This window comes from Pontibacter rufus, from assembly GCF_015694705.1.
GTDB classification, from domain to species: domain Bacteria; phylum Bacteroidota; class Bacteroidia; order Cytophagales; family Hymenobacteraceae; genus Pontibacter; species Pontibacter rufus.
Genome location: NZ_JADQDR010000005.1, coordinates 1 through 22,830, shown reverse-complemented (window position 1 = coordinate 22,830; position 22,830 = coordinate 1). Strand labels below are relative to the sequence as shown.

The 22,830-nt window shown below is 47.6% G+C and carries 20 protein-coding genes and 1 pseudogene; 6 read left to right on the top strand and 15 right to left on the bottom strand.

Going from position 1 to position 22,830, the window contains the following annotated elements:
• Positions 1-279 precede the first annotated feature (279 nt).
• Positions 280-1,464, top strand: coding sequence for a class I SAM-dependent rRNA methyltransferase (locus tag I2I11_RS09700; RefSeq protein ID WP_196267512.1), 1,185 nt, complete (start codon positions 280-282; stop codon positions 1,462-1,464).
• Between the two features lie 185 nt (positions 1,465-1,649).
• On the opposite strand, the gene I2I11_RS21480 is transcribed toward I2I11_RS09700, so the two are convergent.
• The 5 genes and pseudogenes from I2I11_RS21480 to I2I11_RS09680 all read right to left on the bottom strand — a co-directional run bounded on the left by I2I11_RS21480 (position 1,650) and on the right by I2I11_RS09680 (position 6,042).
• A complete protein-coding gene (locus I2I11_RS21480) occupies positions 1,650-1,901 on the bottom strand; it encodes a T9SS type A sorting domain-containing protein (protein ID WP_304608362.1) in 252 nt (83 codons plus the stop codon).
• 54 nt (positions 1,902-1,955) lie between these two features.
• Positions 1,956-2,285: pseudogene (locus I2I11_RS21475) on the bottom strand (carbohydrate-binding protein); the annotation flags it as partial.
• A gap of 12 nt (positions 2,286-2,297) precedes the next feature.
• Positions 2,298-3,437 (bottom strand): glycoside hydrolase family 76 protein, encoded by a 1,140-nt coding sequence (locus I2I11_RS09690; protein ID WP_196267510.1) that lies wholly within the window; start codon positions 3,435-3,437, stop codon positions 2,298-2,300.
• A 738-nt stretch (positions 3,438-4,175) separates the two neighbouring features.
• Positions 4,176-5,597: a methyltransferase RsmF C-terminal domain-like protein gene (locus I2I11_RS09685; protein ID WP_196267509.1), complete on the bottom strand. Its 1,422-nt coding sequence runs from the start codon at positions 5,595-5,597 to the stop codon at positions 4,176-4,178.
• Positions 5,598-5,640: 43 nt separating this feature from the next.
• A complete protein-coding gene (locus tag I2I11_RS09680) occupies positions 5,641-6,042 on the bottom strand; it encodes a (deoxy)nucleoside triphosphate pyrophosphohydrolase (RefSeq protein ID WP_196267508.1) in 402 nt (133 codons plus the stop codon).
• Positions 6,043-6,188: 146 nt separating this feature from the next.
• Here I2I11_RS09680 and I2I11_RS09675 point away from each other — a divergent pair, with 146 nt between their 5' ends.
• Positions 6,189-6,710 carry a hypothetical protein gene (locus I2I11_RS09675; protein WP_196267507.1) on the top strand — a complete coding sequence of 174 codons (522 nt, stop codon included), beginning with the start codon at positions 6,189-6,191 and terminating at the stop codon, positions 6,708-6,710.
• 225 nt (positions 6,711-6,935) lie between these two features.
• Here the strand turns inward: I2I11_RS09675 and I2I11_RS09670 are convergent, their stop codons facing one another.
• From I2I11_RS09670 to sdaAB, 4 genes are read right to left on the bottom strand one after another with little or no spacing between them, the layout of a single operon-like run.
• Positions 6,936-7,925, bottom strand: coding sequence for an NAD(P)H-dependent glycerol-3-phosphate dehydrogenase (locus I2I11_RS09670; RefSeq protein ID WP_196267506.1), 990 nt, complete (start codon positions 7,923-7,925; stop codon positions 6,936-6,938).
• 12 nt (positions 7,926-7,937) lie between these two features.
• Positions 7,938-9,341, bottom strand: coding sequence for an efflux RND transporter periplasmic adaptor subunit (locus I2I11_RS09665; RefSeq protein WP_196267505.1), 1,404 nt, complete (start codon positions 9,339-9,341; stop codon positions 7,938-7,940).
• 6 nt (positions 9,342-9,347) lie between these two features.
• A complete protein-coding gene (locus I2I11_RS09660; RefSeq protein WP_196267504.1) occupies positions 9,348-10,823 on the bottom strand; it encodes a TolC family protein in 1,476 nt (491 codons plus the stop codon).
• Positions 10,824-10,833: 10 nt separating this feature from the next.
• Positions 10,834-11,511, bottom strand: coding sequence for an L-serine ammonia-lyase, iron-sulfur-dependent subunit beta (gene sdaAB, locus I2I11_RS09655; RefSeq protein ID WP_196267503.1), 678 nt, complete (start codon positions 11,509-11,511; stop codon positions 10,834-10,836).
• A 508-nt stretch (positions 11,512-12,019) separates the two neighbouring features.
• On the opposite strand from sdaAB, the gene I2I11_RS09650 reads away from it, so the two are divergent.
• From I2I11_RS09650 to I2I11_RS09640, 3 genes are all read left to right on the top strand, one after another.
• Positions 12,020-12,985: a tryptophan 2,3-dioxygenase family protein gene (locus I2I11_RS09650; protein WP_196267502.1), complete on the top strand. Its 966-nt coding sequence runs from the start codon at positions 12,020-12,022 to the stop codon at positions 12,983-12,985.
• A 390-nt stretch (positions 12,986-13,375) separates the two neighbouring features.
• The gene (locus I2I11_RS09645; protein WP_196267501.1) at positions 13,376-14,953 is read left to right on the top strand and encodes an NAD(P)/FAD-dependent oxidoreductase; all 1,578 of its coding nucleotides are present in this window, start codon (positions 13,376-13,378) and stop codon (positions 14,951-14,953) included.
• A gap of 185 nt (positions 14,954-15,138) precedes the next feature.
• A complete protein-coding gene (locus I2I11_RS09640) occupies positions 15,139-15,501 on the top strand; it encodes a CoA-binding protein (protein WP_196267500.1) in 363 nt (120 codons plus the stop codon).
• A 189-nt stretch (positions 15,502-15,690) separates the two neighbouring features.
• Here the strand turns inward: I2I11_RS09640 and I2I11_RS09635 are convergent, their stop codons facing one another.
• From I2I11_RS09635 to I2I11_RS09625, 3 genes are all read right to left on the bottom strand, one after another.
• Positions 15,691-16,500 (bottom strand): SDR family NAD(P)-dependent oxidoreductase, encoded by an 810-nt coding sequence (locus I2I11_RS09635; RefSeq protein WP_196267499.1) that lies wholly within the window; start codon positions 16,498-16,500, stop codon positions 15,691-15,693.
• 177 nt (positions 16,501-16,677) lie between these two features.
• Complete coding sequence (locus tag I2I11_RS09630; RefSeq protein WP_370582958.1) at positions 16,678-19,257, bottom strand: ABC transporter permease; 2,580 nt, start codon at positions 19,255-19,257, stop codon at positions 16,678-16,680.
• A 137-nt stretch (positions 19,258-19,394) separates the two neighbouring features.
• Positions 19,395-20,108, bottom strand: a complete 714-nt coding sequence (locus I2I11_RS09625; RefSeq protein ID WP_196267498.1) for an ABC transporter ATP-binding protein — start codon at positions 20,106-20,108, stop codon at positions 19,395-19,397.
• 485 nt (positions 20,109-20,593) lie between these two features.
• Here I2I11_RS09625 and I2I11_RS09620 point away from each other — a divergent pair, with 485 nt between their 5' ends.
• Complete coding sequence (locus I2I11_RS09620) at positions 20,594-21,307, top strand: arylesterase (protein ID WP_196267497.1); 714 nt, start codon at positions 20,594-20,596, stop codon at positions 21,305-21,307.
• Between the two features lie 174 nt (positions 21,308-21,481).
• Here I2I11_RS09620 and I2I11_RS09615 read toward each other — a convergent pair whose 3' ends face one another.
• The 3 genes from I2I11_RS09615 to I2I11_RS09605 form a co-directional block, all read right to left on the bottom strand.
• The gene (locus tag I2I11_RS09615; protein ID WP_196267496.1) at positions 21,482-21,817 is read right to left on the bottom strand and encodes a HepT-like ribonuclease domain-containing protein; all 336 of its coding nucleotides are present in this window, start codon (positions 21,815-21,817) and stop codon (positions 21,482-21,484) included.
• Positions 21,810-22,112: a nucleotidyltransferase family protein gene (locus I2I11_RS09610; RefSeq protein ID WP_196267495.1), complete on the bottom strand. Its 303-nt coding sequence runs from the start codon at positions 22,110-22,112 to the stop codon at positions 21,810-21,812. The genes I2I11_RS09615 and I2I11_RS09610 overlap by 8 nt, the downstream gene beginning before the upstream one ends.
• A 104-nt stretch (positions 22,113-22,216) precedes the next feature.
• Complete coding sequence (locus tag I2I11_RS09605; RefSeq protein ID WP_196267494.1) at positions 22,217-22,750, bottom strand: hypothetical protein; 534 nt, start codon at positions 22,748-22,750, stop codon at positions 22,217-22,219.
• Positions 22,751-22,830 lie beyond the last annotated feature (80 nt).

Below are 22,830 nucleotides of genomic sequence, written 5' to 3'. Positions count from 1 at the left end.
TCAACTACCTTTGCTGCTTTGGAGTACTGTAGCCATTATACCAAATAAAGGGACAAACCTATTTTAAGTATACTCCTTCTCTTTGTCATCCTGAAAGTATAAATTCCGCACTTGTTGCGGGTTTCTTGTTGGCGAGCCGCAAAAACTTATCTATACATAGCAACAGCTTAACCTCCCTTCAACCAGGATCCTTCCAGGATGACAAAAAGAGAGATGTATGTATTTGAACCTTTATACTTATTAGCACCTTAGCACATCAATCAATAAGCACATTAAACCATGTCTTTTATAAAATTATACTTAGCGCCCGGAAAAGAGCATTCACTAAAACGCCGGCATCCCTGGGTTTTTTCCGGTGCTATCCGCAAAGCTGATGGCGAACCTGCCGAAGGCGATGTGGTGGAAGTATACTCCAGCCAGCGGGAGTTCCTGGGCATGGGGCATTTTGCGCCGGGCTCTATTGCTGTCCGCATCTTTTCGTTTGAGCAGGTAGAACCTGATTACGCTTTCTGGAAAGGAATCGTGCAGAAAGCCTATGACTACCGCCAGCACCTGGGCTTAACAGACAATGCCCACACGAATGTATATCGCCTTATTTATGCCGAAGGCGATGGCGTGTCTGGGTTGATTGTGGATGTATACAATGGTACGGCGGTAGTGCAGACGCACACCGTCGGGATGTATAACGCCCGGGAAATGGTGGCGAAAGCGTTGCAGGAAGTATACGGCGGTAGCCTGAATGCCATCTATGATAAAAGTGCAGAATCCCTGCCACCGAAAGCACCGGTTCAAGCCGAAAATGGATACCTTTTTGGAGAATCGGCTGGCGGCGTGATTGTAACAGAAAACGACAATAATTTTTTCATAGACTGGGAAACAGGTCAGAAAACCGGTTTCTTTATCGATCAGCGCGAAAACCGTGATTTGCTGGCACGCTATGTAAAGGGCAAAACGGTGCTTAATACGTTCTGCTATACCGGCGGTTTCTCGGTATATGCACTCAACGCCGGCGCCAGCGAAGTGCATTCGGTAGATGTATCCAAAAAAGCGATTGAACTGACGGTGAAAAATGCCGGGCTGAGCCAGGCACCAGAACGCCATGAAGCTTTTGCGATGGATACGTTCGAGTTTCTGAAGGGCAAGGAAAACCTGTATGATGTAATTGTGCTCGATCCGCCTGCCTTTGCCAAAAGCCAGAAGGTACGTCACAATGCGCTGATGGGCTACAAACGCCTGAATGCGGAGGCCATGAAAAAGATAAAACCGGGCGGTATGCTGTTCACTTTTTCCTGCTCACAGGTGGTGGACAAATACCTGTTCAACAACACCATTATGGCCGCAGCTATCGAAGCAGGTCGCAATATTAAAGTGATGCACCACCTCTCCCAGCCTGCCGATCATCCCATCTCAATCTTTCATCCGGAAGGCGAATACCTGAAAGGACTGGTGCTGTTTGTGGAATAATATTTTTGCCTGGAAGTAAGACCAATAATACCCGCGCCTCTGGCGTATGTAAGATATAATATATTCTACATACGCCAGAGGCGCGGGTATTACTGGTATTTATTAGAAGCTTTCTGCTGCTTTTAATCGCTGCTACACGACTTAGACAGACACTTCTACAAGGTTATGCATTGGCAACCCAATGATTAGTTGCTGATTAATATTTTCTTCGTCTGGATCTGCTCACCATATTTTATGCGCAGTATATAGGAGCCGGGCAGTAACTGGTTAACTGGCAGGCCTAAGGTATTTTCCCCTTTCTGGAGTTCTTTCCGGCTACTTGCCAGCTGTTCACCAAACAAATTTAGTATTACAATATCTGCTTCCGTTGCTTTATCAGCATGCAGCGCTATATGCAACAAATCCTGTCTGCGCACAGGGTTTGGATATACACTCAAACCCGATTGCGCTGCCGCCTGCGTAGCCAGAGCAGCGTCTGTAATTGTTAGGTTATCAAGGTTCAGCCAATTAGAATTATGGCTTACTAAAATCGTACTGGTGCCAACAGGAAAGTTGTACGTAAAACTGGCGGTGGAAAATACGTTCCATCCGCTTGTACCGGCAAAATTCACGACTATTTCGGGAGAGCCGTTTACCGAAATTTTTCGGGAGGCATTGCCAGCAGCGGCAGCATACCGGAGCGTAACCGTTTTATTGCCGCCAGTGCTATTGTTAACAGTAAATTTAACGTACTGGTCATAGTTGTTCCAGCCTCCCACAAAGCCCCAGCCCGTGTAGCCAGGTTGGTTGTTCTCCAACAAGATGCTTTTAATGGTAGCATTCTCTGTTTCGTACTACCCTTCCGGTACATCAGGAGCAGGATAAGGGCCGCTTTGCTTCGCGAAAAGGCTCATAGCTAACGCTGCCGCGTTTTGGGTCCGATCGTTACAGGCATCTGACGAAGTTGGGCCTGTCCAGTCAACACCAACAGAGTTTTCACTGTTTCGGGCAAGGTTCCAAAGAGCATCTACGCTCCCTTTCAGTACACTTAGATAAACATTTTTCTTTCTATCCTTCAAATACAGTTGCATCAGGTATTTGTATCCCGGTGCTTTAAACTGCCAGCAATCACCAGAGCACTGGCTGCTGTTGCCATCTGATAATACTGGTCCGTATGCTGTTGCCACTGTTTCATTACTAACCATGAAATCAGCTATATTCCGGGCATTAAACAGGTAAGAAACTTTCTCATGCACATTGTACATTTCCAGGCTTGCACCAATCATCAATCCTTCGTTGTAAGTAAATTTCCACCATACTTTTGTACCATCTGTATTCATGTGGTCGCATACCTGGTAGGTTGTTTTATCAACCATGTTTTCCCACCAGAAATCATACACCTTTGTGGCAAAATCCCGATACGCCTTATTTTTGGTTCGTTTGAAAAGTTGCAGTCCTGAAATTACCGCTCCTGCATTGGCTGCGGTTGCCTTCTGTGTTTTGGCCTTGTTCCACCACAGGCCGCCGGTCGTTTCTCCGCAACAGGAATTATCCCAGGCATTCCCCATAATGTCGTTATAAACTTCTTCCGCCTTGTCCAGGTATTTTTTTTCACCTGTTACATCATAGGCGTGGATGAGGGTGAGCACGAACCAGTTTTCATCGTCGTAGTAGTCGTTCAGCCAACCGTGCCTTCTATCCTGCGCTTCGTAGAAGGTCTCAATCAGACCATAGTATTTTTGCTTGCCTGTACGCTCTGCACCGTCAATAACGGCATCCATGCCGTGAATGTACGTCCACTCCCCCGTGTTGCGGATATAGTTGCCATCCCAATATTTAAGCAGGTAGTTTTCTAGTAGAACATCTGCCCGCTTATGATAGTCGGCCGCAGTTTGAGCGTAACCCAGGTTCGGCTGTAGGATTCCTAAAAGAAAAAGGGCAAGTACCCAAATGTAATTAAAGGCTGTTTTCGGTTTTAGTAAGAGTCTTTGCATAGGAATTAAAATTTAGTTGTTAAAGGACTATTTTATGTTTTATGGAAATTACTGGCCCAAACCGAATTACTTTGAAGTGAATTCAACCTTAAAATGTAACCTTTTCCTCTCTTCCCTTTGTCAAAGTAAATGCAGTTGCCGCTTTTGTCATTTACCCAAACGGCATCATATCACTACAAAACATTCCCTGTTTTCATGACATGCATGCCCTGCTTCGCTTTAATTTTTGCGGATAAAGTATGAGGCAATACCACTCATCCATTCAGATTACAAGTTCTACATCTCTGCTTCAACAATAAGTCTGTTAATCCCAATATGATTCTCAAAACCTTTGCTAAATCCTTTTAGCTTAAACCCAAAAAATATAAATTCTTATACTTCCAACATGCTAGCTTTCATTTGCCTAACCCACAATATCTATCTGAAGCCTGCTCACTGGAATTTCAAATTTCGTCGCTCACCAAATATAGGACAATATACATCATTAAGCAAGTACTCACTACTTTAAGTTTATTCCCTTTACTTCCTAAGAATGATATACTTAAAGCTGATACGCTAAACCCTTCCTTTTTACGCTCTGAAGCTGGTCCAAGAAAGCTCATTTATTTCCGGTTTAAGCTAACCTGCTCCCTACAAGATTTTGTTGTAAGGCAGCAGCACCTGGTGGTGATAAAACCAGCTCGTCAGAACTCTTTGTGTGGCTTATTTTCTGGAAAAAGGAGAATGCACATGCTTTCGCTATACTTTAAACTGATTGAGAGAAAACAAACTACGTGCGGTTAATTCCTGCGGCAGCTCCATCCGGATGCGCCACTCTTTAGGGTAGTAGTTGTTGATGCGGTTGCCCATCTGCTTTGCCCAGCCGAGCGGAACGCCTGAATATTGCAGCAACAGCCAGTTGTTGCCGCCCAGGTTTAGCTGAATATCCTCTTTGCGGAGATACCGTAACGCCTGCCCCAAATCCAATTCTGCTGCTTTAAATGCATCTCTGTTCAGTTGCTGCGACAGGGCAAGCGCATGCATCGGCTTTAGTTTTTTGCCGTTTACTTCGGCTACGTCTGTGCCGGCATACACCACAAACAATTTCTGGTATATTTCATCAGCCGCCTCGAACAAACCGGCCGGAATTGCAGAGATGATTTCGTTGTGTTGCAGCCATTCGTATTGCTCCGGGCGCTGCAGCCAATCATAAACCAATGCTTTTTCTTTTTTGCCTGCTATCGTTAATTTATACTTCTTTTTTTTGCTGCTGCCGTAATCTTTGGCAGCCTCACCGGTCTTGCGTAATACAGCCATAAAGAAGCCTTCGCCTTGTACCAGGTGAGGATAAAAGCGGTAGCCTCTTACACCATTCAACTGTGTCGGCACAATGTTCCATTCCAGTGGCAGAGTCAGGTTTATACTTTCAGCCTGTTGCTGCATGGTCAGCCAGGCCATGTTCTCCTCGTTTTCAGTCTCGTTCCAGGTGCAGGTGCTGTAGATGAGTACGCCTCCGGGCTTCAGCGCCTCCCATACTTCTGTCAGTATACGCTGCTGCCGCTGGGCACAAAGCTTCACGTTCTCTTCCGACCACTCCTGCACGGCATGCGCATCTTTCCGGAACATGCCTTCGCCACTACACGGTGCGTCTACCACCATCACATCAAAAAAGCCGGACAGCCTCTTAAAATCCCGCGGATCGTTGTTGGTTACCAGCACGTTGCCGCTCCCCCATTTGGTAATATTTTCGGCGAGTATGGAAGCCCTGCTGCGGATAACCTCATTTGAAACCAGCAAACTATCCGGTGAGATCAGGCTGGCCAGCTGCGTGGACTTGCCTCCGGGCGCACCGCAAAGGTCCAGTACCCGGAGCGGCTGCAACAGGTCTGCAGCCTGCTGCAGGGCCTGCTCCAGAAACATGGAACTAGCCTCCTGCACGTAGTAAGTGCCGGCATGCAGCAGCGGATCAAGGGTAAAAAGCGGCCGTTCGGGCAAGTAATATCCCTGGCTGGCCCAAGGCACGTGCGGCAAATTAATACCGGCTATACTTGCAGAAGAGGTTTTTGCCGGGTTCAGGCGGATGCTGACCGGCGGATCCTGCTGGAGGGCAGCTTTAAAGCGGGTATAATCTTCGCCCAGCATGCGCTGCATCCGGCCTGTAAATGCGATAGGTAAATCCATAATAGGATAAAGATACGGCAAAATCAGGCAAGTGGAAAGTTACTTATTGCGGTGCAGCGTTCCTGAGGCGCAGGTATTCGGCTACTATGGGCTTATCTGCTGCGCACCAGTTATACATCGCCAGCTCATTTAATGCTGCCCACTGATAGGCACGGTGCTCTGACAGCTGAATTGCCCCGCCTTCGTAGCTACAGATAAATGGAATTAGTTCTATCTGAACATCCCCATACTGGTGGTGCACAGGCGACAGTTGCTGGCGTGGTAAAATATCCAATTGCAGTTCTTCTTTAAGCTCGCGCACCAATGCGGCTTCTGCTGTTTCAGCTGCTTCCAGTTTCCCACCCGGGAATTCCCATTGTAACGGTTGCGACATTTGCTGGCTTCTTTGTGTTACCAGTACGCGCTCATGCTGTTCCAGAATGGCACAGGTTACTTTTACCATCATATAAGTTAAATACAAAACTGCAATATACGCAATTCCTTTGATATAGATAAAAATTATCCTAAATCTGTAGCTTGCAAAAGTAAAGCATCCTCTAAGCCGGAAAAGCAGTAGAGTATAGTGGATGACCTGAATGTATGCGAATGAGTTTGAATTATAGATTTATGCTTAAGCTGGGTGGTACCGTGGCGCTGCTGAACATGCTGCTGAATGCGGGCATAGCCTGGCTGGTACTGCACAGCCTGGAGACAGTGCCGCTCTGGGGCCCGGCCAGCATAGCTTCTTTTATGTTGTGTAGCGGGGGCCTGGCAGGTTTTATTTTCGGCTACATAGCCACCAGGGCTACCTGGTTTGCCCTCCGTAGTTCCCAGGCTCTCCCCCTGCACTGGCATCTCAAAAGTCAGACATTAATTGACAGGCTGCCTGGCGGCACTTTTAACCGTTCTTTTATATTGGGCTTGTGCGGTATACTTTTTACTTACCTTACCCTGCTGTTGCTGGAGGTGCAGGACAGGCCGGGATTGCTGCTGCACGAGTTTATGGTGCTTATTTGTATTCAGGCGGCATTAGCAGGCGCTGGTGTTACGGCGATGGCCTTTTACAGAGCCCTAGGCGACCGTAAAATTGCTAAAACAAAGATGGCAGCTTTCCAAAAGTCAAATTTCAGCTGAATAAGCAGGAAGAAACCAGTTTAAAGTATAGATAGCATCAGGTGAAGGGATACGCCGCCTCTTCTTAATTTATACCTATTGTACGCTGGACACCTTAGCTGAAGTATAAACTGCTTTGTCGTTACATAAAGCAGCAATGTATACTTTAATTGTTCTCCTCAGAATTAAAAACCTGAGGATCGATGATAATCACCAAAATTCTGATTCTTAGATTTCTGATATTTTTTATTTAAGCTTTTCTTTCAGAATTTCAAACTCTACAGCCGGGGAAATGCGCTCGTAAAGTATAAGGTATACGGCTTTGGTGATTGGCATATCAACCTGCAGCTTTTTGTTTAATTCATAGATGCTTTGCACGGCATAATAACCCTCTGCCACCATGTTCATTTCAATCTGAGCGGACTTAACAGTATAACCGTGGCCAATCATGTTGCCAAATGTGCGGTTGCGGCTGAACTGGGAATAAGCTGTAACTAATAAATCGCCAAGATAGGCGGAGCCACTCAACGCGCGGTGCTGGGGCATAATGGCATCCAGGAAGCGTTCGATCTCGAACATGGCATTTGAGACCAGCACTGCCTGAAAGTTGTCGCCGAAATTAAGGCCGCGGGCAATGCCACAGGCAAGGGCGATGATGTTCTTCATCACTGCACAGTATTCTATGCCATCCAGGTCATCAAGCGGATTGGCTTTTACATAACGATTACGCAGAAGCTGACAAAACTGCTCCGCTGTTTCCGGCTCATGCGAGCCAATGGTCAGATAAGATTGTTTTTCCAGGGCTACTTCCTCGGCATGGCAGGGGCCGGCAATCACCAGCAGGTGCGAATTGGGTACCAGAAACCGGCTTTCCATATAATCGGTGATGAGCATATTCTGTCCCGGCACCATTCCTTTGATGGCCGAGACCACCACTTTCCCGGCAAAGGTATCCTGCGGCAAGTTGCTGAGTGCCTGCTCCACAAAGGCAGCAGGCACCGCAAGTATAACCCATCCGGCAGCAGCTATTACAGCCTGCATATCCGTATCTGGCTTCACATAATCTAAATCAAAGGATACCTGGCTGAGGTAGCGCGGATTATGCCGGTAAGTGCGCAGGTGTTGCACATCCTGCTCGCTGCGCATCCACCAGTGTATTTCAGATTTATTCTCAGAAAGGATTTTAACCAGGGCTGTCGCCCAGCTCCCTCCTCCTATTACGGCTACTTTTTCCAAATCCGCTTTTCCTTATTCCTCCTCCTGTGTGTCGTCTGCTGCTATGGCAGATTTATCTAATGTGTTGGCATCTTTAACCGTAACCAGTGCGCCATCAGTTAAGGTTTTAGACACCGCCCGGAACGGACCGGCCACCACTTTCTGGCCTGGCTTGATGCCACTTAATATTTCTATATTTTCAAAATCACTGATACCGGTTTCTACTTTTACTGCTTCCACTTTATTGGTGGCACTGTCGTACACAAATACCACTTCCTCTACCTGAACCGGCGGCGCTGCAGGAGCATTTTCATCCACATCATCAGGGTTTTCATCTTCGCTGGCTAGTGTGGCAGCAGCTTTATTGTCGGCAGCATCAGCTGCACGCGTAGTTACGGCCGACAAAGGCACAGACAGCGCATTGCTCTTTTGCTCCGTGATAATATCAACAGAAGCAGTCATACCCGGACGGAAAGGAAACCTCATTGTTTGAGCCAGCTTATCGTACGAATCATTGAGCAGCCGGATACGAACTTCAAATTCCGTTACAGCCTCCAGGGTTGCCGCATCTTTGGCGGTGTTGGCGATGGCTGTTACCACACCTTTAAATTTTTTGTCCTGGCTGGCATAGGAATCCACTTCTACGATAACGGAGTCGCCGAGGGCGACGCGGATGATGTCGTTCTCGTTCACGTTCACCCGCACTTCCATGTCGTTGAGGTTGGCAATGCGCATAATTTCAGTACCTGCCATCTGCGAAGTTCCAACCACACGCTCACCGCGCTCTACGTTCAGCTTGGACACGATACCGCTTACGGGGGCATAAATGGTGGTTTTGTTCAGGTTTTCACGGGCTTCCTTCAGCGAGGCCTGGGCATTCTGCACGTTAAATTCTGAGGCGCGGATGCTCTGGCGCAGCGAGGCTACTTCCTGCCTGCTGGACTCGTAGGTAGCTTTGGCCTGCTGAAAGTCTGCTTCGGAAATTACTTTTTTATCGTACAGCAGTTTGTTGCGGTTAAAGTTCTGCTCTGCCTGTGTAAAATTGGCCTGTGCCTGTGCCAGGCGGGCTCTTGCCTGCGCCAGGTTGGCGCGCGCAGCATTCACCGAAGCCTGCTGGGCATCTACGAACGACTGGTAGTTATCAGGCTTGATACGCAGCAACAGCTGGCCTTTCACCACCGAATCGCCCTCCTCCACGTTCAGTTCTATGATTTCGCCTGAAACATCGGGGCTTATTTTTACCTCTGTTTCGGGCTGCACTTTACCGGATGCGCTTACTTTTTCTACAATCGTCGTTCTTTTTGCTTCAGCAAGTATTACTTCTGTTCCCTTCTCTTTTCCAATCCAGCCGGCTTTTTTTGCAATAATCAGAAAGGCACCTATCAGCACCAATGCAACAATAAGAATAGGAATGAGCTTTGATTTTTTCTTAGCCATATTTTTTTAGAAAGAAAGGTCTTTGCCTTGGTAAAAGTCTAATACTTTTTGTTTGAAGGTATACTCATACTTTGCCTGCAGCAGGTTAGACTGCGCCGCACGGAAGGTGTTGGCAATAACATTGAATTCTACCGTATTGATTACGCCGTTGTTCAGTCTTATTTCTGCGTTGCGGTAGTTTTTTTCTGCGGCCCTGAGCTGCTCCTTGGCTGCTGCATACTTGCGCTGGGCAGCCACGGCATCTACATAAGCCTGCTCTATGGTTTGGCGCAGGTTGTTGCGGGCAATATTGGCATTCATCTGCGCATTTAGCTGCATGAGCTTTGCGCGCTGCACACCAGTCCGTACCTGCAGGCCGTTCAGGATGGGAATAGAGAATCCGAGACTGGCCTGCTTGTAGATGTTATCCTGAAGCTGATTGAGAAAAGAATAATCGCCATAAACCGGATTCACAGAAACATCCGGAACATAAACAATTATAGGCTCTGTGCCTTCAGCATCGTAAAACCCTATTTGCTGCGGCTGAAGGCCATTGTCAATCGTCTCACGGCTAAGTAAATACCTGTCGATGCTTGAATAATTAGTACTAATGCCGGCATTCAGGCTTATCCTCGGGTAATAGGCGCCGCGGGCGATATCCAGTGCCTTTGCCGCGCTTAGCACACGCAAATCAGCAGCTTTAATAGCTGGCAGCGTTTGTAAAGCTATTTCATATACATGATCTCCGTCCACCAGAATCGGGCTCTGATCCGGCTCCGGTATTTCGGGCACTTCTATCTGAAAATCCTGAGAAGTAGGCAAATCAAGCAATTGCATCAACGAAAGCCGCGCAATGTCGCGTTGGTTCTGCGCATTGATGAGGGCAAGTTCGTCTGATGCCAATTGCGATTCGAGCTCGAGCACAGCATTCTCAGCTATGCTGCCTGCGTTGTACAATATCCTGTTCCGTTCCAGCTGCTGGTTGGTAAGGTCCCGTTGCTGGGCGGTTGTTTTGATTAGCTCGTCGGCAAAAAGTATGTTCAGGTAAGACGTTACCAGCTGTATGATAACATCATTCTGCGCTGATAGCACATCCTGTTCGCTTGCCTGCAGTTCTAACTGGTTCTGCTTGATAATATTGGTCTGCTGAAAGCCCATAAACAGCGGCAGCGAAGCATTGCCGCTAAAGCCGCTTGTCTGGGAACTGGATGTTACCCGGCTGTAGTCAATGGGGCTCTGGTAAGATCCGGAGTTAAAACTGTAGCTACCATTGGCACTTATACTTGGCAGGCGCTGGAACTTCGATTGCTTGAGGTCTGCTTCGTTCAAATCCCTGGTTATCCTGCTCTGCTGCACCTGCAGGTTGTTCTGGCGCGCATAATTCACGGCTTCTTCCAGCGTCCAGATACCATCCCCGCTGGGCTCCTGCTGTGTTTGCGCCATCGTAGTTCCGCCCAGCGAGAGCGCCAGGGCCAGCAGAACATACTTGGGTGTTTTCTTCATAGTATAATTTTTATAGATCGATGTTGGGGATGTATATTACCTGCTTGATCCAGCTCAGTTGCTTCATATATTCGAGTGTTACCGGTTTTACGCCTGAATCCATCTCGATAAACTGGCGCGCCAGCTCGTTGCGGCCTTTGCGCGATACGCTCATGGTGGCGATGTTGCACTCGTCGTGCGCCAGCACTGAGGCAATAAAAGCAATGCTGCCTTTTTTATCGTCGGCATCAATAATAAGCGTGTGCAGCGTGGCCGAAAAATTAGAAGAAAAGCCATCTACTTCCACGATACTTATCACACCGCCGCCCCTGCTCTGCCCTACTACTTCCACCTCCCGGTTGTCGGCTTTCAGGTTAAGCTTGATGGTATTGGGGTGCATGGTAGAGGCATTGCCCACCGATTTAAAAGTATACTTCAGCCCACGCTCCCTGGCAAAATCAAAAGCTTCCTTGATGCGCTTGTCATCCGTCTTGAAATCCAGCAGCCCTGCTATAATGGCCCTATCGCTGCCGTGTCCCTCGTAAGTCCGGGCAAAGGAATTATAGAAAGTGATAATGGCTTCTTGGGGAACAGCGCCCAAAACCCGAATGGCCGCACGCGCAATGCGTACAACTCCCGCTGTGTGTGAGCTGGAAGGCCCAATCATAACGGGGCCAATCATATCAAAAACGCTGCTTTTCTCTGCCATTTGGGATTATGCTCCAAATAATATTGTAGAAATCAAATTTAGCAATTTGGCAGGAGTTTTATAGTATAAAGTGCTTAAATCGGGTTTATTTCTACCAATGCCCCATTTATCTCTACTAAACTGATTCCTGTCTCCACCAGGCGTTATGCCTCAGGCCGGGTTTCTTTGTTTAAGGATTGCCGCTTAGTTATTTTCTGTTCCGGCAGTTTTAATCATCTTAATTAATACATCGGAGCCGCAAAGATGCGTAAAAGTATAGAAAGCATTTACAACAAATGATGACACCTGCTTAAAATGCGTTACTTCTCACCGTGTTAAAGTATAAAGTACTATGCATAAATATAACACACTTATAGTTAGAGGGTTAATGCAAGACATTATAAGCAATCGGAACAAACATAAAGGGTATACAAAACCGCTCCTAGCAGTTACACCTTATACTTTTACCCGTTTTTGCATTTCCTTTTATCAAACTATTTATACCTTCACGCTCTGATAAAAGCCTGTCATGCCGCACACCTTTAAACCCGAAGTATTAGAACAACTCAAGCAGCTGGAGAAAAAATACGTGCCCCTCGGCCAGGATCTGGCTGCCTACCTCGAAGGTCTTTACCACACCGAATTTCTCAATTACTGGGATTACATTCACCTCGATACGCTGCTGAGCCTGCAAAACCCACGCACCTCCCTTCCAGACGAGAAGATTTTTATCATGTACCACCAGATAACGGAGCTATACTTTAAACTCTGCCTGGAAGAGTACAGACAAATAGCTGACGATAAACAACTTACGGCCGAATGGCTGATGCGGCGCCTGAAGCGCATAAACCGCTACTTCGATAACCTGATAAACTCTTTTGAGGTGATGGTGGATGGCATGGACCCGCAGCAGTTTCTGCACTTCCGGATGGCGCTGATGCCGGCCAGCGGCTTCCAGTCGGTACAATACCGCCTGATAGAAATTGCCTCTACCGACCTGCGTAACCTGGTTGACAAAGCCAAACGTGCGGCATTGGGCCTGCAAAGTACGCATGAGGAAATGATGGGCTGCATATACTGGAAAGAAGGCGCCACCGAAGTGGCTTCCGGGGCTAAAACGCTTACGCTGCTGCGCTTTGAGGAAAAGTATACGCAGCAACTGATTCAGTTTGCCAAAGAATATCAGGATAAAAATGTGTGGGCCGTGTACAAGCGCCTTCCGGAAACAGATAGACAAAACCCGAGGCTCATAAAGCTGCTGCGCGAACTCGATATTAACGTGAATGTAAACTGGCCGCTGATGCATTATAAATCAGCAGTGCGCTACCTGCAGCATGATCCGGAGGTGCTGGCTGCCACCGGCGGTACCAACTGGCAAAAATACCTGCCGCCCCGCTTCCAGAAACGTATTTTTTACCCTGAACTATGGTCGGAACAGGAAGTGGCAGAATGGGGTAAAGGCTGGGTACATAAAGTGCTGGATGAGCTGGAATGATGTGCTGATTAATTTTGAAAGAGTGAATGAGTGAATTAATCCGGGCATTGACAAATCAAGCATAAACAGCAACCGTTTGCCTCTACCCTAGTCTTTATGGGGATATGAGCTATCATACTTTAGAGCGTCAACCCAGCTTGCTAATAAGACCTCGTAGTGTGCGCAGCTCCTGCGAGCGTCTGCGCCAAAAACTTCTGCAGCACAATAGGTAAAGTATGGGCATGTTATATTTTATGTATGAGGAATTTGTCCTGCCGTTGAGCTGTTCTATCCCATGTTGAAGCAACGCTGCAAAAGCATTTTAGCAATTTAACCATTCAACTAATTTAAAAATCAATAACGAATAATCATCAATTATTAGTTTAAGGTTAACTACCTTACCTGCTATACATGAGAAAGAAAGAACTTGATCTGGTGCTTGCACCGGAAGTGGCCTTTGATGCCAATCTTCTAGAGAAAGAGATTTTAAAGAGCGCCAATTTAAAGCCGGAGGATGTAAAATTCATCCATCGCCTGAAGCGCTCTATTGATGCCCGCGGCCGCCAGGTAGTTACCAAAGTCCGGGCTGATGTGTACCTTGATTCCCCGCCTGCCAATATCCTGAACCCGGTTTATACTTATCCTGACATCTCCGGTAAAGCACAGGTTATTATTGTGGGTGCTGGTCCGGCGGGTTTATTTGCCGCTCTGCGCTGCATTGAGCTAGGTCTAAAACCGGTGGTATTGGAGCGTGGCAAAGATGTGCGCAGCCGCCGCCGCGATTTGGCGGCCATCAACAAGGAGCATAGCGTAAATCCTGACTCTAACTACTGCTTTGGCGAAGGTGGCGCCGGCACTTATTCTGATGGCAAATTGTATACCCGCTCTAAAAAACGCGGCGACCTGCAGCGCATCCTCCAAATCCTAGTGCAGCACGGGGCTACCCCGGATATCCTTTTTGATGCACATCCACACATTGGCACCAACAAACTGCCTAAAATCATTGAAGCAATTCGTGAAACCATTTGCCAGGCTGGTGGCGAAGTGCTTTTCGACAAGCGTGTAGTCGAATTCATACTTGCAGGCAATACGATGCGCGGTGTGGTAACGCAGGACGGGCAGGAATATATTGGAGAATCCGTGATTCTGGCTACCGGCCACAGCGCCCGCGACATTTTTGAACTGCTGCACCGGCAAAACATCACCATCGAGGCCAAACCTTTTGCCATGGGCGTGCGCATAGAGCATCAGCAAAGCCTTATCGACAGCATTCAGTACCGGTGCGAAGACCGCGGACCCTACCTGCCGGCTTCCTCTTATGCGCTCGTACACCAGACATTTTATAACAACCGTCAGCGCGGCATCTTTTCGTTTTGCATGTGCCCCGGCGGCTTTATTGTTCCGTCGGCCACGGCTCCAGGCGAGGTCGTGGTGAACGGTATGTCGCCCAGCCGCCGCGACTCCCGGTTTTCAAATTCAGGTATTGTGGTGGCCATAGAGCTGGAAGACATGGAACTGGCAAAGTATGGCGCCCTGGCGGGCTTGCGCATGCAGCAGGAATTGGAGCAAAAAGCCTGTGCAATGGCAGGCGGCACACAGGCAGCACCCGCACAACTGCTGCAGGATTTTACTAAAGGAAAAGCAGGCGGCAGTTTGCTGGAGACTTCCTACCAGCCTGGCCTGGTGACGGCAGATATGAATGCGCTTTTTTCAGAAGATATGGCCTACCGGTTGCGCGAAGGTTTTAAGGCATTTGGCGGTAAAATGCGCGGCTATCTTACAAACGAGGCACAGATTGTTGGTGTGGAAAGCCGCACTTCCTCTCCAGTGCGTGTACCGCGTGATAAGGAGACGCTGGAGCACGTGCAAATCAGCAACCTGTATCCGTGTGGCGAGGGCGCCGGCTATGCCGGTGGGATTGTATCAGCAGCCATGGACGGGGAACGTTGTGCAGAGAAAATCGCAGCTAAAGTAAAGCGCGTAGTGTAATTTATACCTGTATTCAGTACAACTTGTCTGTATAAAGGCTGTTAAAGTATAAGTAAACCCATACTTTGCTTGTGCGGACTTCTAAGTTTGTACTTGTATTTAGCACATAGCTTTTTGTCATAAAACCCATGAGCGGATTTTAATGTTATAGTAAAATAATGTTCTGGAATTATAAGACTATAGATATGAAAAAGACAGTAGTATTAGGAGCGACAGATAACCCTTCGCGCTATGCTTACCGGGCAGTGCACAAGCTGCAACAGCACGGGCATGAAGTTGTGCCTGTCGGTATTCGCAGGGGCGAAGTAGGCGGAAAGAAAATCATCAATGATAAAAAAGAGGAGGTGACGGATGTAGACACGGTTACACTGTACGTGGGGCCGCAAAACCAGCCGGACTGGTATGATTACATTTTGTCGCTGAAACCCAAGCGCATTATTTTTAATCCGGGTACCGAAAATCCTGAACTGGAGCGGAAAGCGGCGCAGCAAAATATAGAAACACTGCACCACTGTACCCTCGTAATGCTCGCCTCCGATAATTATTAAAAAAATATTCAACAGGTATAACTTCTTACAATATTTGCCGTATATAAGTTTAATTAAGCAGATGGCATAGTTGTCTATGCTTGTAAAAAAGGGGCCTACAAGGGTCCCTTTTTTATCAGCAGGAAATTAAAAAGCAGCTGCCAGGCCCTGGCAGCTGCTTTTTAATTTCCTGCTGATGCTTTCAGCTTACTACTCTTCATACGTGTTCTCTTCTTCCATCATGCGTCGCATGTTAGCGGCGGCAGCCGTATCAGGCATAAGATTAGAGGCCTCGACCTGTACCTTGTTCATCAGCCCTGAAATAATGCGTGTTTCGCCACTCATTAATGCTTTATAGCCATCCAGAGCCACATCCTCCGGCTCCGACAGCGGGCCATTGGCCGCGCGGGTGTGGGCAGCGCCAGCCCGCAAAAAGAACATGGTATTGCTGGCACCCGGGCATAAGGCTGTAACTGTAATATTGGTGTCCTTCAGCTCGTTGGCCAGTCCTTCCGAAAAAGAAAGTATAAATGCTTTGGTCGCTGCATAAATCGTCATGAGCGGCGATGGCATAAAAGAAACGACTGAAGCCAGATTCAGAATTTTACCTTCGTTGCGCAGCCGCATGTCCTGCAGGAATAATTTGGTGAGGTGCACCGTGGTATTCATGTTGAGCTGCATAATGCCCAGTTCATTTTCCAAATCTGTTTCGGCAAACTCGCCATACACGCCTGCACCGGCATTGTTCACCAGCACATCTACTTCGATGCCGCTTTGCTTTACCTGATCATACACTTCCTGCGGGGCTTCCGGTTTGCTTAGATCCGCCGTAACGATGCATACATGCGCCAGTTGATGTTCGTCCTGCAACTCGTAGCCCAGCTGCCGCAGGCGTTCGGTGCTGCGCGCCACCAGCACCAGGTTAAAACCATCTGCAGCAAACAGTTTGGCGAATTCCATTCCAAAACCATTTGATGCACCCGTAATCAGCACTGTCTTCCCTCTGTGTTCCTGTTTCATAGCTCTTATAGGTTGTCGTTTGTTATGTCTGCGCAGTAAGTCCGGGCAGGTATACTAATGTACCACCATTGCTATACCAGGGTTGCCTGTTGTTAATTTTTGAATTTTGAATAACAGAATAATTGAATGCTGAATAAATAAATATTCTATCATTCAGTTATTCAAAATTCATAATTATCACGCTGCTTCGCGGCGGAGTACTTCCAGCGGCGGACGGTTCAGGATGCCGCGGCTGTTAAGCATGCCGATGGCCACTGTCAGCGCCGTAATCCCCAGGAAAACCGGCAGCAGCGGCGCGAAATCAGGCACGAAATCCACTTCAAAACTAAATACTGCCAGTGCCCAGCTGGCTGCTACCGACAAAAGTATGCCGGTTCCTGCCGCCAGCGCGCCCAGCAAAAGATACTCGAACGCATTGATAGACAGAATCTGCCTGCGGCTTGCCCCCAGTGTGCGGAGCAGCACACTCTCCTGCACCCGCTGAAACTTGCTGATGTTAACTGAACCGATGAGGACCAGCAGGCCGGTGCTGATACTGAACAAGGCCATAAAGCGGATAACGAACGAAATTTTACTTAGTATATCATCCAGCGTTTGCAGTATAAGCCCCAGATCGATGGCCGAAATATTAGGGAAACGCTGCACCAGCGCGCGCTGAAAACCGGCGGATTGCACATCAGTAGCCGTATGCGTCATCAGCACATGAAACTGCGGAGCTTCTTCCAGCACGCCCTTCGGAAAGAGCACCAGGAAATTAGTCTGCACGCGGTTCCACTCCACTTCGCGCAGGTGCTGCACCACCGTTGGTACAATAGCGCCCTGCACGTTAAAAATCATAGTATCACCTAATTCTACCTTCAGGCGTTCGGCATATTTTTCCTCCAGCGAAATAGGCACAGGTTTGTCCGGATCTGTTACGGTGCCGGTCCAGGTGCCGGCCGCGGTTTTTTCAGAATCTATTAAGGTGTCGCGGTAGGTTACACGGTATTCGCGGGTAAAAGCCCAGTCTGGTATGCCGAGCGTGGTGTCGCGGCGCACGTCGGCCGCCGTCAACCCGTTCATCTCTTCCATCCGCATGGTCACCACCGGCACCAGTTGCAGCACCGGCATTCCCTGCTGGCGCACCATGTTGGCCACCTGCTCCTTTTGTGCGCTCTGGATATCAAATAAAACCAAATTCGGCTGGTTTTTGCTTCCGGAAATAGCCACCTCGCTCAGCAACAGGCGCTGCATCAGGAAGAGTGTGGCGATAAGTGCCGTACCCAGTCCTATAGAGACCGTCAAGAGCAGCGTCTGGTTGTTGGGCCGATATAAGTTTGCCAAACTCTGCCGCCATACGTATCCCCAACTCACCGGAAAGAAGCGGCGTACTGCCCACATCATGCCCCGCGCAATAAGCGCCAGCACCACAAAAGCCACGATAACGCCGGCCGTAAACGACAGCGCCCGCAGCCAGGTACCCAGCTGGAAGTAGGCAAAAACAAAGATAAAGGCAAGTATAAGCGTATAAACCGCCCAGCGCACCGGGTCTTTCTGAGACGTGAGATGCTCTACACTGCCACGCAGCGTAATCAGCGGCGATACATCCCGGATAGAGAGCAGCGGCAGCAGCGCAAAAAGCACGGAAATAGCGAGGCCAATGGCAATGCCTTGCAAAATGGCCAGCCACGATACAGCCACCGTTACTTCTACCGGCAGAAAAGACTGGAACAACTGCGGCAGGTATAACTGAATCAGGCTGCCGATAACAGCGCCTACCACAGAGCCGATGAGACCCATGGCCATCACCTGGAACAGGTAAATCAGGAAAGCCTGTTTGCCACTCACGCCTAAGCAGCGAAGCACGCCAATGGTGCTCAGCTTTTCACGGATGTATACGTGCACGGCGCTGGCCACGCCCACACAACCCAGCAGTAAGGCCACAAAGCCTACCAGCGCCAGGAAATTGGCTAAGTCGGCATAAGCTTCGCCAGTGCTCTCTTTGCGGCTGTTTACGGTGTCGTAGCCAAATCCGGCTTCTTCCAGCCGCGGCTCCAGCTTTTTCACCAGCGCATCAGCATCGGTGCCGGGCGCCAGTTTGTAATAAAAGTAGTAGCTGATACGGCTGCCTTTCTGCAATAATTTCGTGCTGTCGAGGTACTGGCGCGGAATGTATACGGCGGGCGCAATGGTAGCTGTGATGGCCGTCTGCCCCGGAATCTTGTTGAGAGCGCCAACTATTTCAAATGTCAGATCACCTACTTTGATAGAATCGCCGGGTTTGGCGTTGAACTGCAAAAGCAAGGTATGGTCAACCAGTGCCTTTAGGCCTCCCTGCCGGAAAGTGCGGCTGGCATTTGCCGGTTCCGATTCGATGGCGCCATAGTATGGGAAGCCGCCTTCCAACGCACGCACCTGCACTAACCGCGTGCCCTGCGAGGACGGGAAGTATACCATTGAGGCAAAACGCACCTCATCCGATCGTTGCCCGCCAATAGCCAGCGAATCAATAAGCTTTTGCATATCCGCATCCAGCTCTTTGTTGCTCATTACCACCAGGTCAGCCCCTATCAGGGATTTGGCCTGTTTGTCGATGTCGGTCTTCAGGTTATCGCTGAACGAGTTAATAGCCACCAGTGCCGCAATGCCCAGCACGATAGACGAGATAAACAGCGCCAGCTTGCCCCTGTTGCGGCGGCTGTCGCGCCATGCCATTTGCAGGAGCCAGCGCAGGTTCAGGCTTCTCTTAACCTCCGGATGTATAATAATATCGGACACAGGCTTTTATTTAATTGTGTGAGTGATTGAGCGAATGAGTGAAAGTATAATCTGGATTTATATAACCCGAATAACTGAATGCCTGGAATATATTCCTGTGAAAGGGGGACAAACAATAAAGTTTGCACCTGCACTGTTTATTGCTCTTCTTTCCGAAGCGATATGGATTCCGTTTCGCCGGTGTCGGATACAAGGGTGCCGCCTTTGATGCGGATGATGCGCTGTGTTTTTTCAGCTAATTCCAGGTCGTGTGTTACCAGCACCAGCGTAGTGCCCGCCTCCTGGTTCAAATCAAAAAGCAGCTTCTCTACACGTTCGCCGGTTTCTTCGTCCAGGTTGCCCGTGGGCTCGTCGGCAAAAAGGATCGTGGGTCTGTTAGAGAAAGCCCTGGCCAGCGACACCCGCTGCTGCTCGCCGCCCGACAATTGTGTCGGATAATGATCATGGCGCGCGGCCAGTCCCACGCGCTCCAGTAGTTCCCGCGCCTGCCGCTGCACATTGCGCTCACCACGCAATTCCAGCGGTACCATCACGTTTTCCAAAGCCGTGAGGGTGGGTATCAGCTGAAAATTTTGGAAAATAAAGCCGACGTATTGGTTACGCACCTGCGCCCGCTCATCCTCTGAAAGATTATCGAGTTGTACGCCGTTCAGTATAACCGAGCCGGTGGAGGCGCGGTCAAGCCCGGCGCAAAGGCCAAGCAGCGTGGTTTTGCCGCTCCCCGACGGCCCCACAATAGAGCAGGTGTCGCCGGCCTGCAACGAAAAGTTTATACCTTGCAGTACCGTCAGGTGCCGGTCGCCGCTGTTGTAGGTTTTGCTCAGATTTTGTATATCAAGTATAGTGGACACGCGGTATGTTATTTAAAAAGACAAAAGAAAGTATGACAAAGGACTAAAATATAAATTTCGTTCGGCAGGTATACTTTATACTTATCGGGCGGCTTTTTATACTTGCTGAATTCGTTCCTTTAATTAAATCATTGACGATGTATAAGAGAAACCCACCCCTGACCCCTCCAGGGAGAGGAATTCCTGAAAGAGTAATCTAAATTCCCCTCCCTGGAGGGGTCAGGGGTGGGTAAATACCTTTGAAGATATCCTCATGTAAGTAAATCGAATTAGAGTTAATTTAAACCTTCAAAACAGCAAGGCTACATTGTAAAGCTTTTCAGGTATAAAACCTTTTATAGAGCTCCTGCAGCAAGTTTCTACCAGCTTTATACTTCTAAAGCACAAAACGCCCGAATATTGTATGTAAAACTATTCCAACATCAAATAACTATCAGCCTGCGTTATATGTTTTGATAGTGGCATATAAATAAGAAACAATACATATGATAACGTTAAAAAGAAACCTGATGGTTCTGCTGCTGGCAGTGCTTCCGTTCCTGGCTGGCTGCGGCGAGGCAGCGAAAACTGATCAGCTGGAGACCCAACAGGCAGCAGCCGGCGAAGAAACTTCAACGCAAAAAACAGCACACACCCAAACTATTCTCTTTTTCGGAAACAGCCTGACAGCAGGTTACGGCCTGGAGCCGGACCAAGCTTTCCCGGCCCTGATTCAGGAGCGCATCGACTCGCTGGGCCTGCCTTATAAGGTGATAAATGCGGGTGTAAGCGGCGAAACTACAGCAGGCGGCAAAAGCCGCATCGACTGGCTGCTGAAACAACCGATAGATATTTTTGTGCTGGAACTAGGCGCCAACGACGGTCTGCGCGGTATTAACCTGACGGAAACCTATCAAAATCTTCTCTCCATCATCGGAAAAGTAAGGGCAAAATATCCGGATGTAAAAATCGTGCTGGCTGGCATGCAGATTCCGCCCAACATGGGTAAAACGTATGCACAGGAATTCCGGAGCATTTATACCCGGCTGGAGAAAGAAGAAAACATCGTGCTCATCCCTTTCCTGCTTGAAAATGTGGCAGGCATCCCGGAACTGAACCAGGCGGATGGCGTGCATCCAACAGTGGAAGGGCAAAAGATTGTGGCAGAGAATGTATGGGAGGTATTGGAGCCCCTGGTTACCAGCAAAGATGAAGCCTGAAGCTATCCATACATGCTTAAGCAAAAAAATATTTAAATATTTTCGATGTTAGCACAACCTTTTCATTCTGATATAGTATATTAGTATGGCTAAAAGTTGAAACTCGTTTCAATATTCGGTGAAGGCTCCTGCGTTATGTGGGAGCCTTTGCTGTTTTTAGGCATTTTGTTGTGCTTATTCCGTGAGCTTATATACTTCTGCTTTCAGCTTTGGCAAATGATTGATGATAACGGCCCAGATATTTTCATCTGAAATATTATCATACGCGTGAATAATTTGGTTTCGTAAACCCACTATCCTTCTTGCATTTTCAATCGGGAAATCAGGATCTCTTACCAGGATGCGGTTCATAGCTTCACCAATAATCTCCAGATTTCTTTCTATTGCCCGGCGAAGAATAATATTTGCCTGGAACGAATGAAAAGATTTGGGATAGAGATCAAAGTATTGTTCTATCTCGTCCATAGCAGCTTTCATATCAAGCAGCCACTTTCCTATCCATTCATCCATATAGTAGCTTTTTATTTTTGTCTATTGACCTCTTTAAAATAGGGTTCTTAACAGTCTGTTCTTCTACTAAATCGATCGGCCGCTGTAACAGTTTTTCCAATGATTCCTTAAACTCCATGTAATTGTCGAAATGGTGGTAGAGACTAATTTTACTACCAAACTTAACGAGGAAATCAATATCACTTTCTTCATGAAATTCATCAGTTAAAACAGACCCAAAAACAAATAAACGATCAACTTTATGTAGCTGACACAGCTCTGTAATTGAGGTTATATTCTGTTCCACTACGTTCATAAAGTAATATAATTATTTAATATCTAGTGTCTATATTTACTAAAAGGTTGCTTGGCATTCCTGCTACCTGTCTGGTGTAAACGCAATGTTGGCAGATGTTTTGATTATAATAAATCAATCATGCCTTCATCATCCCCTTTCATTGGTTTGGCTCCAACAAGCTGCCCATTCTTTTTAAATTCTAATCTAGTAATCTTATAGATTTTACTCCCTTCAGGTATATTTCCTTGTTCGTCAATCACTTCAAATATAATTCCGGCATGAATATATATTGAATTATCTACTATTGTTCCTTCGTTTTCCAAATCTTCTATACTTGGCATTGCAATTTTCAAATTAGCAATGATAGCCTGTTTTGGTGGTATAACAATAGGTCCAAAGTCTTCACTACTTAATCTACCTCCTCCATCGTTCAAATTTCCTGCATAAATAAATTTTCCTGAATACAAGGTTTCATAAGATTTTCCTGTGTTTACAATTAAAATATCGCAAAAAAGGGAATCAGCTATAGGATCTATCTTTATTACAGAAGCTTTTAACCTATGTTGATTCATGAAATTATTATCTAAGAAAGTATAGCCTGACATCAAAAAAGCCATCAAAGAAATAGCCAATGCCAAATAATCTTTGTATTTCATTTTAGAGTATGTTTTGAATTGGAAAAAAGCGGGAATCGGCCTAAACTAGAGGTGACCAAACCAATAAGTTTATGGAAGCC

What these genes read in the sequence shown, in the direction of transcription:
- I2I11_RS09665 (WP_196267505.1), bottom strand. Translation starts at nt 9,341, where the DNA reads ATGGCTAAGAAAAAATCAAAGCTCATTCCTATTCTTATTGTTGCATTG.
- I2I11_RS09640 (WP_196267500.1), top strand. Translation starts at nt 15,139, where the DNA reads ATGAAAAAGACAGTAGTATTAGGAGCGACAGATAACCCTTCGCGCTAT.
- I2I11_RS09610 (WP_196267495.1), bottom strand. Translation starts at nt 22,112, where the DNA reads ATGAACGTAGTGGAACAGAATATAACCTCAATTACAGAGCTGTGTCAG.
- I2I11_RS09700 (WP_196267512.1), top strand. Translation starts at nt 280, where the DNA reads ATGTCTTTTATAAAATTATACTTAGCGCCCGGAAAAGAGCATTCACTA.
- I2I11_RS09615 (WP_196267496.1), bottom strand. Translation starts at nt 21,817, where the DNA reads ATGGATGAATGGATAGGAAAGTGGCTGCTTGATATGAAAGCTGCTATG.
- I2I11_RS09680 (WP_196267508.1), bottom strand. Translation starts at nt 6,042, where the DNA reads ATGATGGTAAAAGTAACCTGTGCCATTCTGGAACAGCATGAGCGCGTA.
- I2I11_RS09605 (WP_196267494.1), bottom strand. Translation starts at nt 22,750, where the DNA reads ATGAAATACAAAGATTATTTGGCATTGGCTATTTCTTTGATGGCTTTT.
- I2I11_RS09690 (WP_196267510.1), bottom strand. Translation starts at nt 3,437, where the DNA reads ATGCAAAGACTCTTACTAAAACCGAAAACAGCCTTTAATTACATTTGG.
- I2I11_RS09635 (WP_196267499.1), bottom strand. Translation starts at nt 16,500, where the DNA reads ATGAAACAGGAACACAGAGGGAAGACAGTGCTGATTACGGGTGCATCA.
- I2I11_RS09645 (WP_196267501.1), top strand. Translation starts at nt 13,376, where the DNA reads ATGAGAAAGAAAGAACTTGATCTGGTGCTTGCACCGGAAGTGGCCTTT.
- I2I11_RS09685 (WP_196267509.1), bottom strand. Translation starts at nt 5,597, where the DNA reads ATGGATTTACCTATCGCATTTACAGGCCGGATGCAGCGCATGCTGGGC.
- sdaAB (WP_196267503.1), bottom strand. Translation starts at nt 11,511, where the DNA reads ATGGCAGAGAAAAGCAGCGTTTTTGATATGATTGGCCCCGTTATGATT.
- I2I11_RS09660 (WP_196267504.1), bottom strand. Translation starts at nt 10,823, where the DNA reads ATGAAGAAAACACCCAAGTATGTTCTGCTGGCCCTGGCGCTCTCGCTG.
- I2I11_RS09650 (WP_196267502.1), top strand. Translation starts at nt 12,020, where the DNA reads ATGCCGCACACCTTTAAACCCGAAGTATTAGAACAACTCAAGCAGCTG.
- I2I11_RS09620 (WP_196267497.1), top strand. Translation starts at nt 20,594, where the DNA reads ATGATAACGTTAAAAAGAAACCTGATGGTTCTGCTGCTGGCAGTGCTT.